Source organism: Mesorhizobium sp. M6A.T.Cr.TU.014.01.1.1, assembly GCF_004022765.1.
GTDB lineage: Bacteria > Pseudomonadota > Alphaproteobacteria > Rhizobiales > Rhizobiaceae > Mesorhizobium > Mesorhizobium mediterraneum.
This window is the reverse complement of sequence record NZ_RZPG01000029.1, coordinates 82,123-93,349: the sequence shown is the minus strand read 5'-3', so window position 1 is coordinate 93,349 and position 11,227 is coordinate 82,123. Positions and strand designations below refer to the sequence as shown.

General features: G+C 65.8%; 10 protein-coding genes. 4 read left to right on the top strand and 6 right to left on the bottom strand.

The genetic code is table 11. From position 1 onward, the window contains the following. Positions 1-100: 100 nt before the first annotated feature. Both EN885_RS34340 and EN885_RS27075 read right to left on the bottom strand, forming a co-directional pair. The gene (locus tag EN885_RS34340) at positions 101-724 is read right to left on the bottom strand and encodes a 2OG-Fe(II) oxygenase (RefSeq protein WP_245493151.1); all 624 of its coding nucleotides are present in this window, start codon (positions 722-724) and stop codon (positions 101-103) included. Positions 725-838: 114 nt separating this feature from the next. Beyond that, positions 839-1,732 (bottom strand): DMT family transporter, encoded by an 894-nt coding sequence (locus tag EN885_RS27075; protein WP_128244277.1) that lies wholly within the window; start codon positions 1,730-1,732, stop codon positions 839-841. 170 nt (positions 1,733-1,902) lie between these two features. On the opposite strand from EN885_RS27075, the gene EN885_RS27070 reads away from it, so the two are divergent. Further along, positions 1,903-3,300, top strand: a complete 1,398-nt coding sequence (locus tag EN885_RS27070) for a nodulation protein NfeD (RefSeq protein ID WP_128244278.1) — start codon at positions 1,903-1,905, stop codon at positions 3,298-3,300. Then, the gene (locus EN885_RS27065) at positions 3,297-4,067 is read left to right on the top strand and encodes a slipin family protein (RefSeq protein WP_128244279.1); all 771 of its coding nucleotides are present in this window, start codon (positions 3,297-3,299) and stop codon (positions 4,065-4,067) included. The genes EN885_RS27070 and EN885_RS27065 overlap by 4 nt, the downstream gene beginning before the upstream one ends. 164 nt (positions 4,068-4,231) lie before the next feature. On the opposite strand, the gene EN885_RS27060 is transcribed toward EN885_RS27065, so the two are convergent. After that, positions 4,232-5,167, bottom strand: coding sequence for a LysR family transcriptional regulator (locus EN885_RS27060; RefSeq protein WP_095489355.1), 936 nt, complete (start codon positions 5,165-5,167; stop codon positions 4,232-4,234). 103 nt (positions 5,168-5,270) lie between these two features. Between EN885_RS27060 and EN885_RS27055 the strand changes: the two genes are divergently transcribed. Further along, the gene (locus tag EN885_RS27055; protein WP_095489346.1) at positions 5,271-6,281 is read left to right on the top strand and encodes an NAD(P)-dependent alcohol dehydrogenase; all 1,011 of its coding nucleotides are present in this window, start codon (positions 5,271-5,273) and stop codon (positions 6,279-6,281) included. A 73-nt stretch (positions 6,282-6,354) separates the two neighbouring features. Here EN885_RS27055 and EN885_RS27050 read toward each other — a convergent pair whose 3' ends face one another. Genes EN885_RS27050 through EN885_RS27040 form a run of 3 tightly spaced genes read right to left on the bottom strand, consistent with a single transcriptional unit; the run spans position 6,355 to position 10,138 of the window. After that, positions 6,355-8,676, bottom strand: coding sequence for a xanthine dehydrogenase family protein molybdopterin-binding subunit (locus EN885_RS27050; RefSeq protein WP_128244280.1), 2,322 nt, complete (start codon positions 8,674-8,676; stop codon positions 6,355-6,357). Beyond that, a complete protein-coding gene (locus EN885_RS27045; RefSeq protein WP_128244281.1) occupies positions 8,673-9,656 on the bottom strand; it encodes a xanthine dehydrogenase family protein subunit M in 984 nt (327 codons plus the stop codon). Before EN885_RS27045 ends, EN885_RS27050 begins: the two co-directional genes overlap by 4 nt. Further along, positions 9,653-10,138, bottom strand: a complete 486-nt coding sequence (locus EN885_RS27040; protein ID WP_128244282.1) for a (2Fe-2S)-binding protein — start codon at positions 10,136-10,138, stop codon at positions 9,653-9,655. The genes EN885_RS27045 and EN885_RS27040 overlap by 4 nt, the downstream gene beginning before the upstream one ends. Before the next feature lie 433 nt (positions 10,139-10,571). On the opposite strand from EN885_RS27040, the gene EN885_RS27035 reads away from it, so the two are divergent. After that, entirely contained in the window at positions 10,572-11,204 is a 633-nt protein-coding gene (locus EN885_RS27035; protein WP_128244283.1) for a TetR/AcrR family transcriptional regulator, read from the top strand. The last annotated feature ends 23 nt before the right edge of the window (positions 11,205-11,227 follow it).

Here is an 11,227-nt window from a genome sequence, read left to right as displayed (position 1 = left end):
AATCGTCTCATCCGACGCCGCCAGACCGTCCGCCAGACTCAACTGACCCAAAACACGATCCGCCATCCCGAATCTCCCTGCTCCAACCTTCACCACAGAATCACCGTTCGGCTTCTGTGCAAAGGTCTCCTTGTGGGAGAAGGTGTCGCCGAAGGCGACGGATGAGGGGTGTTCCAGCTTGGCAACGACGGCGCTCCGTCCAACACCCCTCAACCGTCTTGGCGCTGCGCGCCAATCCACCTTCTCCCACAAGGGGAGAAGGGAGAAGGAAGTCTACGCAGCCCTCACTTCGCGTCGTGGAAGATGATGCCGACGGTATGGCGCATGCCGGAGCGAAGCCTACTGACGGCTTGAGGAACGCGGCATGCTCGTCCGGATAGCGCTGGGCGATGCTCATGCGCTGGTTCCAGTCGTTGGCGACCGCGGCGAGGCGCGGATAGAGCGCGGTGCGCAAGCCGCCGATCAGCTCGGGCAAGGGATAGCGGAAATAGCGGTACTCGCCCTTGCCGAAGCCGTGCCGCGCCATATGGACATGGCTGCGGAAATGGCTCTCGTCCGGGTAAAGCCCGGCGACCTCCCGGCATTCTTGCGGCGTCAGCAGCTTTTCCATCACCGCGCAGCCATAGCCGCTCATCTCCCCGGCCAACGCCTGCCAATCATATGCGGCGACGCGCGTCTCCGCCGATCGGACCGCTGCCCTCGAACCTATCGAATGAATGGTCATGGCTTTGCCTCCTCTGGCTTCGTCCTGCCCATCAGATGGGTGACACAGCGCGAGCAAACCACCCGTTTCCTGCCAATGGGTTGCGCATAGTTCGGTGTGTCGCGTCTCACAATCTCAAGCACCGGTGGCGCCGTTTTCGGGCGCTGACCTGATCGCTCCGCTCCCCGAAGTAGCGAGGTAGAGGGCGGCGGCCAGCATGATCGTTGCCCCAAGCATGCCGACGAACGATGTCCGCTCGCCCAGGAAAAGTGCCGCGCCCAGGGCGCCGAACACGCTTTCGGCGCTGACGATTACCGCCGCGTGGCTGGCCGAGGTGAAACGCTGGGCAATCGTCTGGATGCCGAAGCAGACGGCTGTAGAGAATACGCCGAGCACAAGCAGTTGCGGCCAGGCATCGAACGCATTGGCAGGCGACAGATTGCCATGGAAGAAGCCGAGCGGCAGGCTGATCACCGCCGCGCCAAGGAACTGCGCCGCCATGGCGGTGAACGGGCGTCCATAGGTCTGCGCATGACGACCGAGCTCGACCATCCAGTGCGCGTAGCAGCCCGCCGACAGCATGATCGCCACATCGCCCTGGTTGAAGCTGGCGATGCCGCCGGACAAGAGCAGCGCGCCGACCAGCGTCAGGCCGGCGGCGAGGCCGACGGCCGCTGTCAGCCGCTCGCCGATCAGCAGCCACGCCGCGAAGGGCGTCATCACAGTCGCCGTGCTGACCAGAAAGCTGGCATTCGTCACCGACGTGCCGAGATAGCCGATCTGCTGCAGGACGATCGCGATTGCAAACAGCACGCTGACCCTTGCCAAGCTCGCGCGATAGAGGCCGCCTGGCGGTCGCCGGGGTTCGGTGGCGATCAGCGGAAGCACCAGGATCCAGCCGATCAGGCAGCGCATGCCGACCGCGCTCAACGGGTCGAGATGGTCCAGAATGATCTTCTGCGGAACATTGCCGAGACCCCACAGTGCCGCGGCGAACAGAAGCAGAAGATTGGCATGCAGCTTCGACATCGGTCTTCCCCTCGCTTTGGACGTCGAGGGAAGGCTGGCTGAACCCCGCTTACGGATCGCCTACGCGTTGGAAATCGGACGGGGCGTTGCCCTGGATCAGCTTACCCCGCCGCGAAGTGTCATGGATTTCGGCAAAATCCAGCCCATATCCTTGATATGGAGCTTTGAGCGTGAAACTCGCGCGTGTAGCCCTGATTGCCGCGGCTTTTGTAGCCGCTGTGTTCGTTTGTTTTTCTTCCGCAACCGGAGAGGCGAACGGCCAGGAGAGGATTGCGCTGCGCGTCGAGATAGACGGCGCCATCGGTCCGGCGAGCGCCATGCAGCTCGAGGAAGCGCTGGCGGTAGCCGCGCAGCGGAACGCCGAGGTTCTCATCCTGCAGATGAACACGCCCGGCGGGTTGGTCACCAGCATGCGCGAGATCATCGCCGATATGCTCGCCTCGCCGGTTCCCGTCATCGGCTATGTCGCGCCCGCCGGCGGTCATGCGGCGAGCGCCGGAACCTACATCCTCTACGCAACCCATGTGGCGGCGATGGCGCCCGGCACCAATCTGGGTGCGGCAACGCCGATCGAGATGGGCGGACCGCTGCCATCCTTTCCCGGTGGCGACGACAAGAACAATGGCCCAGGAGCCGGCAAAGACCAGAAGAACCCGCCAGCGGGCGATGCGATGATCGCCAAGGCGACAAACGACGCGGTTGCGTTGATCCGCAGCCTGGCTGAGCTGCGCGGGCGCAATGCCGAATGGGGTGAAAAGGCCGTGCGCGAGGCGGCCAGCCTGTCGGCCAACGCGGCACTGCAGGAGCATGTCGTCGACTTCGTCGCCCGCGACACCACCGAGCTGCTTCAGCTGGCTGACGGCCGCACGGTGGAAATGGCCGGCAGGAAAGAGGTGCTGGCGACGAAAGGGCTGCCGGTTGAAACGCTGGAGCCCGGCTGGCTCATCCGGCTTCTCGCTGTCATCACCGACCCGAACATCGCCGTGATCCTGATGCTGATCGGCGTTTATGGCCTCGTCTTCGAGTTCACGAGCCCGGGCGCGGTCGCGCCCGGCGTGATCGGCACGATCTGCCTTCTGCTCGGACTCTATGCGCTCAATCTCCTGCCGATCAGCTATGCCGGCCTTGCCTTGATGCTGCTTGGCATCATCTTCCTCGTCGTCGAGGCCTTCAACCCCACAGTGGTGCTTGGGCTGGGAGGCGTGGCTGCCTTTCTGCTGGGCGCTGCCATGCTGCTCAGGATCGAGGGGCCCGGCTTCGAGATGTCGTGGGCCGTCATCGGCACCGCCGCCGCCCTGACGCTCGGCCTGGCGCTGTTGACCGGCAGCTATCTGTGGACGGCCCGCAAGAACGTTCCGCGTGTTGGCGCACAGGCCATGCAAGGGCTGCCGGCCAAGGTCCTCGACTGGGAGGGCCGCGAGGGCCATGTGCTCGCCCGGGGCGAGCGCTGGCGGGCGAAGGCCGACGAACCCTTTGCAGTGGGCGACAACGTCGAGGTGGCTAATGTCAGGGGTCTCGTGCTGACGATACGGCGCCGCAATGCGGGAAGCGATGGAGCAAGGCAATGATCATCGGTTATGTGGCCTATCTGGTAGCAGCGCTCGTCGTGCTCATGTTCCTGTCCGCGGCCGTTCGCATCTTGAGGGAATATCAGCGCGGCGTGGTCTTCACGCTCGGCCGCTTCACCGGGGTCAAGGGTCCCGGCCTGATCATCCTCATCCCCTTCGTGCAGCAGATGGTGCGGGTCGATTTGCGGGTGGTGGTTCAGGACGTGCCGCCGCAGGACGTGATCTCGCGCGACAACGTCTCGGTGAAGGTCAACGCGGTGCTGTATTTTCGTATCGTCGACGCCGAGCGGGCGGTGATCCAGGTCGAGGACTTCATGGCCGCGACCAACCAGTTGGCGCAGACCACATTGCGCTCGGTGCTCGGCAAGCATGAGCTCGATGAAATGCTGGCCGAGCGTGACAAGCTCAACAGCGACATCCAGGAGATCCTCGATCAGCGAACCGATGCCTGGGGCATCAAGGTCTCCGATGTCGAGATCAAGCATGTCGACCTCAACGAGAACATGGTCCGCGCCATCGCCAAGCAGGCCGAGGCCGAACGGCTGCGGCGTGCCAAAGTGATCAATGCCGACGGCGAACAGCAGGCGGCGGCAAAACTCGTCGAGGCCGGCAAGATGCTGGCCGAGGCACCGCAGGCCATGCAGCTGCGCTATTTCGAGGCGCTCCACGACATCGCCGGTGAGCGCTCGTCGACGGTCGTGTTTCCGGTGCCGATGGATCTCCTCGCTCATTTCATCAAGCAGCAAGGTGGAGGCGGAGGCGGCTGAGCGCGTAATCTCCCCCCTCGAGGGGGAGATGGCCGCGAAGCGGCCAGAGGGGGTCGTCTCACATAAATCGCCGACGCCTTCCTCTACGAGAGACGGCGCTGACGCCCCACGCGCGGCGACCCCCTCTGTCGCCTTCGGCGACATCTCCCCCTCAAGGGGGGAGATTAGCACCCTCTCCGCCACGGCGGCTCTGGCGCAAAGCGCTTGCCGATCCAGTCGGCGAAGGCGCGCGTCTTGGCCGCTTGCCCCTTGGCTGAAGGCATCACGATATAGACCGCGCCCTCGTCGGCGAGCGTCCAGTCCTCCAGAACAGGCACCAGCCGTCCGTCGGCGAGTTCGCGTCCGACCAGCCAATCCGTGCTCATCATCAGCCCGACGCCCTGCACGGCGGCTTCGACCAGCACCTCGGCATCGTCGGTGACCAGCGGCCCGGAAACCTCGATACGGACGCGACGGCCCGTGCTGTCGGTCATCTCCCAGGCGGGAAAGGTCTGGAATCCGGTGAAACCCAGGCAAGCATGCTCGACAAGCGCCTGCGGCGTGGCCGGCGTGCCCGCGCGAGCAAGGTAGGACGGTGCGGCGCACAGCAGCCGGCGCCGCGTCGCCACCTTGCGTGCCACCAGGCGCGAATCCTCCAGCGCGCCGAGACGGACGGCGACATCGAAATTCTCGGCGACGAGGTCGACGAAACGGTTGGAGAACTCGGCCTCGATGCGAACGTCTGGAAATTCGGCGAGAAATTCTGGCAGCAGCGGGCCGATCCACATGCGCCCGAACGATCCGGGCAGCGCCAGCCGCAACACGCCGCGCGGCCCGCCGCCGGCATGCGCCGACGCAGCCGCCTCGGCTTCGTCGACCGCGGCCAGGATGGCGCGGACGCGGACGAGGAACTCGGCTCCGGCCTCGGTCAGCGATACGCTGCGCGTCGTCCGGTGCAGCAACCGCACGCCGAGCCGCTCTTCCAGCGACGCGAGGCGCCGCGACAGGATCGTCGCATCGCGCCCCACCCGCGCCGCCGCTTTGGTGAAGGAGCGTGCCTCGGCGATCGCCGCAAAGGCGGCCATTTCGGCGAGTGCTGCCGGTTCACTGGATTGCTGCATCATACGCAGGACTCAAATGCAAAAGCCAAGGATTATGCAGGAATAGCGCAGCAGCTAGTTTCACTCAATCCCCATCAACCGGGCCATCGAACGGAGTGAGACCATGAAAGCCATCGAACTGACTGCACCCCGACTGGACGCCTTTCGCGCGGCAACCGTTGCCACACCTGAGCCGCAGCGCGGCGAAGTGCTGATCCGCCTGCGCGCCGCGAGCCTCAATTTCGTCGATGTCGCGGTGGCGAGCGGCAATTATCCTGGTCCGAGCTTTCCGCTCATTCCGGTCGTCGACGGCGCCGGCGAGATCGTTGGCATCGGCGAAGGCGTGTCGAGGCTCGCCGTTAACGACCGCGTCATCGCTCATGCAAAACCGCGCTGGATCGGCGGCCGTCCGCGCCCCTACGAGACGACCGAGATGCGCGGCGTGACGCTGCCCGGATCGCTCGCCGAATATGTCGCGCTGCCGGCCAATGCGGTGGTGCCGGTGCCGGCGCATCTGTCCTTCGAAGCGGCGGCGACGCTGCCGATCGCCGGGACCACCGCGTGGAACGCGATCCGCGCCGCCGATGTCGGGCCGGGGTCGGTCGTCGTCCTGCTCGGCACTGGCGGTGTCTCGATCCTGACCCTGCAGCTTGCCAAGGCGGCCGGCGCCACCGTCGTCATCACCTCGTCGTCGGACGACAAGCTGGAGCGCGCCAAGGCACTCGGCGCCGATCATCTGATCAACTACCGCACGACGCCGGACTGGGACGCCAAAGTGCTCGAATTGACCGACGGCATCGGCGCCGACCTGATCGTCGAGACCGGCGGATCGGCCACCTTCGCCCGCTCGATCAACGCCGCCGCTTCGGGCGGCACGGTGTTCACCATCGGCTTCGTCACCGGCACCGAGGCCACCGCAAACCTGCTGCCGATCATCGTCAAGGCGCTCAAGGTGGTGGGCAACAATACCGGTTCGGTATCCGACCTGCGCGACGCCGCCCGCGCCATCGCCGCTGCCCGTATCGAGCCGGTCATCGACACGGTGTACAGCCAGGACCAGGCAGCCGAAGCCTACGCACACATGGCGGCCGGCGGCCGGCATTTCGGCAAGCTTGCCTTCACACTGTCGTGGTGAGTCTGGACAGGGCGCCGTAGTTGAAGCTGCCAATCTCCCCACGACGGGGAGATCGACAACTTCACGGCCTCCGCTAAATCAGCTTCTCCAGCGTGATCGGCAGATCCCGCACCCGCTTGCCGGTGGCGTGGAACACCGCGTTGGCGATCGCCGGCGCCACGCCGACGATGCCCAGTTCGCCAACGCCCTTGCCACCGAGCAGCGAGGAATGCAGGTCGGGGATGCCGACCGAGATCACCTCGATGTCGGGGATGTCGGCATTGGTCGCGATGAGATAGTCGGCCAGATTGTTGTTGACGATGCGGCCATGGCGGCGGTCGACGATGCCTTCTTCCAGCAACGCCTGGCCGATGCCCATGATGATGCCGCCCTTCCATTGGCTTTCGGCGAGCTTGGGATTGTAGAGCCGGCCCGAATCCAAAGCCGACACCACGCGCGACACGCGGACCGTGCCAAAGTCCTCGTCGACGCGCACCTCGATGAAATGCGCGCACCAGCTGTGGCGGGAATAGTCGCCCTCGGTATGCGGCAGCGCCATCGTTATGGTCGTATTGTTCTTGTAGCGATCCTCCGCCGTCCAAGTGGCCGGCGTGGTATCGCCCATCGCCTCGATCTGCTCGCGTCTGACGCTGCCGAGCAGCTCGGCGATCGAGACATCAGGGCCATCGCCGCGCGGCGACTTTATGCGGCCATTGGCGACCACCAGCGTGTTGGCCTGCAGGGCATGGAACGGCGAATTTGGATCGCTGATCGCCAGCCCGACCAGCTCATCGAGCGCGGCAGTCGCCGCCTTGTGCACCGCGCCCGTCATCACGCCGGCCAGCCGCGACCCGCCGGTGACGCCGGCGCGGGCGTAGCGCGAGTCACCCAGCTTCACCACGACGTTCTCAGCCGGCACGCCCACCACTTCGGCGGCAGTCTGCGCCAGGATCGTATAGGTGCCCTGCCCCATGTCGATGCTCGAGCTTTCGACCTCGACGGAGCCGTCGGTGAGGATGCGCACCATCGCCTCGCCATAGGCGCGCCGCACCGGATAGGTGCCGGCGGCAACACCCCAGCCGATCAGCTGATTGCCGTCGCGCATCGAGCGCGGCTCGCGTGGACGCTTCGACCAGCCGAAGGCTGCCGCGCCAACCGCGAAGGCCTCCCGCAACTGCCGCGTCGACCACGGCTTCTTCACCTCCGGATCCTGCTCGGCATAGTTCCTGAGCCGGATTTCCAGCGGATCGATGCCGACCTCATAGGCGAGCTCGTCGATCGCGCTTTCGATGCCGAAGGCGCTCGGGTTCTCGCCCGGCGCGCGCAAAGCGCCCGGCATCACGGTGTTGACCCGCACGACATTCTGCCGCGACGAGAAATTCGGCGTCGCATACATGATCGAGGTGACCGAGCCGAGCGGCTCGACCCACATGCCGTCGACCGAGGTCTCGTTGACGCCGCGATGCACGACCGACTGGATCCGTCCCTCCGCGTCGGCACCGAGCGCCACCGTCTGGCGCGTTGCCGCCCGTCCGCCATAGGCGGTGAAGGTCTGCGGCCTGGTGACCGCCAGTTTCACCGGCCGCCCCAGCATCTTCGCGGCCGTCGCCGCCACCGCGCCGTGGCCGTAGGCGAACGCCTTGGAGCCGAAGCCGCCGCCGATATAGGGCGAGACCAGGCGCACATTCTCGAACGGCACGCCGAACCATTCGGCATAGGTCCGCGCCATGCCGTCGAGCCATTGGCTGGGCTCCCACACCGTCAGCCGGTCGCCTTGCCAATGCGCGATCAGGCCATGCGGCTCCATCGGCGCCTGGTATTCGCGCGGCGTGTTGTAGGCGGCGCAGATGCGCACCGGGGCGGCAGTGAAAGCCGCTTGTGCATCGCCCCATTCCTTGGTCATCGTGTCGACCGGAATGCCGTCGCCGGCCTTTGGATCGTCGAGATCAACGATGGCCGGCGTCTCGTCATAGCTGACCTTGACCAGCGCCGCGGCCGCGACCGCCTGCTCGAAACTCTCGGCAACCACCGCCGCGACATGCTGGCCGCTGAAGGTGATGTCGCGCGCCAGCGGGCAATAGGGAACATCCGGCGGCGGCGTGCCCAGCCAGTCCGTCGCGGTGTTGAGGCGCAACACATTGTCCGGCGTCAGCACCAGAAGCACGCCGGGTGCGCTTTCAGCGGCGGCGGTGTCGATCGACCGCACCTTGCCGGCGGCAATCGTGCTCTCGACGAGAACGGCGTGGCTGAGCCCTTCGAACTGCTGCTCGACCGCGTATTTCGCGGCACCGGTGATCTTGGCCGGGCCATCGACGCGCGACAGCCGCCCGCCCACTGCCTCTGCAAAGATGGCGCCGTCCGATGCGTCGCCCCTCTTCGATTCACTTTGTCGGGTTCTGATCTCGTGAACGGTCATGCCGTTTCTCCAACTTTAAGGATGGCGCGGGCGACGATGCGCGGCGCCAGTTCGATCTTGTAATGGTTGGCGCCGTGGTCGACGGCGCCCTCGATGGCGAGCAGGCTGGCTTGCTTGACGATATCAGCCTCCAGCAACTTGCCTTTCAGCGCCTCTTCCACGGCGCGTGCCCGCCACGGCTTGGTGGCGACACCGCCAAGCGCCACACGCAAATCTCTGATCGTGCGGCCGTCGGCCTCGAATTCGACGCCGACAGCAGCGCTCGCCGCGGCAAATTCGTACGACTGGCGGTCACGGACTTTCAGATAGGTCGAACGTCCCGCAGCGGCGGAAGCAGGAATGCTGATCGCGGTGATCACCTCGCCTGGCTCGATCGCATGCTCTCTGTCGGGCGTAGCGCCCGGCAGGAGAAAAAAGTCGTCGGCCGCGATCTGGCGGTCGCCGAGATGGACTGTTGCGTCGAAGGCGACCAGCGCCGTCGCCAGATCGCCCGGATAGGTGGCGATGCAGGCCTCGCTGGTGCCGAGCACGGCATGGCCGCGGGTGACGCCGCCGATCGCCGAGCAGCCACTGCCGGGCGTGCGCTTGTTGCAGGCGGGAAAGTTCGCCGGATCGCGGAAATACGGGCAACGCGTGCGCTGCATCAGATTGCCGCCGATCGTCGCCATGTTGCGCAGCTGCGCCGAGGCCGCTTGCCACAGCGCTTCCGAGACAGCAGGGAATCGGCTTTTTATCTCGGCATGGTCGGCGACGCTGCTCATCCTTGCCAGCGCGCCGATCGTGACGCCCCGGTCATCGACCGTGATCACGTCCAGTCCCTTGAGATGGGTGATATCGACCACGGTTTCGGGTTCGGTGACGCCGCATTTGGCGAGATCGATGAGCGTGGTGCCGCCGGCAAGCAGCATGGCGCCCGGCAGCGCCGCCGCCTGGCGTGCCGCATCGACGGAATTGGCGCGCAGATACGAAAAGTCCCTCATGACGCGACCTCCAGTGCCGCTTGGCGCACGGCGGCGACAATGTGCGGATAGGCGCCGCAGCGGCAGAGATTGCCGGCCATGTATTCGCGGATCTCGTCATCCGAACCGGCATGGCCCTCGCGGATGCAGGCGACCGCCGACATGATTTGGCCCGGCGTGCAGTAGCCGCACTGGAAGGCGTCCTGTTCGAGGAAGGCGGCCTGCACCGCGTGCAGCGTGCCGTCGCCGGCAGCAAGCCCTTCGATGGTGGTGATCGACCGGCCCTCAGCTTGGGCAGCAAGCGTCAGGCAGGCCAGCACGCGCTGGCCGTCGACATGCACGGTGCAGGCGCCGCATTGGCCCTGGTCGCAGCCTTTCTTGGTGCCGGTCAGGCCGAGATGATCGCGCAAGGCGTCGAGCAGTGTGACGCGCGGCTCGACCTCCAGTTCATGGCGATGTCCGTTGATGTGAAGTTGGATGGGAATTCGGGTTTTGCTTGTCATGGGGCGTCTGGCTCCATTTGCTTGACGCGGAGGGGGTGATCTGGTTCCCAGCCGGCGAGCGGCAAGGTCACCAGGTGGCTAGGTCTGGCGGCTCCCCGGTGATTGGCGAAAGCGGCGGAGCGCATAATCTCCCCCCTTGAGGGGGAGATGGCCGCGAAGCGGCCAGAGGGGGTCGCCTCGCATAGAGCGCCAACCTCCATCTGCCGTAGGAGGCCGCGCCCGGTCGAACCGACCCCCTCTGTCGCCTTCGGCGACATCTCCCCCTCGAGGGGGGAGATCACGCTTTTGCCGGCTTGCAAGCTTTCAACACGTGACATACCGGTTCCCCTGATTATATGATAAGGGCGCTCCACTAAAACGGAGGCGCCTCCGTTTATTACGTGGGGGCTGACCCGGTCGGGTTCAAGCCCCGTATTCGAGAGTGGAGAAAAAATTGGCTTCGCAGCCGCCCGCAACCGCCAGAGACAAGCCCGACGCGACAGCGGCAAAACCGTTGCGCGCCGATGCGCAGCGCAACCGCGACGCGCTGGTCGAGGTTGCGGCAGTGGCCTTTGCCGCGCACGGCGTCGATGCCTCGCTGGAGGAGATCGCGCGCCAGGCCGGCGTCGGCATCGGCACGCTCTACCGGCATTTTCCGACGCGCGAGCATCTGGTCGAGGTGGTCTACCGGCGCGAGGTGGAAAGCCTGTGCCACGCCGCCGACGAGCTTGCCCTTCACCATCCGCCTGATATCGCGCTGGAACAATGGATGCAGCGCTTCGTCGACTACATCGCCACCAAGCGCGGCCTGGCGACCAGCCTGCGCATCCTGCTCAACACCAATTCAACCCTGTTCTCGGACATGTCCGGCCGGGTGTCACTCGCCTTGCGCCAGCTGATCGAAGCGGCGGTGGCCGACGGCTCGATCCGCGGCGACGTCGACGCTTCCGACGTGCTGCACGCGCTGGGCGGCATCTATTCGGCGCCCGACACCGACGACTGGCGCGACCGCTCGCGTCGGCTGGTATCGCTGCTGATGGATGGGCTGAGGTTTGGGGCGGGCAGGTCGGCGAAGGATAGCGGGTGAAGGCTGGGCCGCCGAAAGCGCGG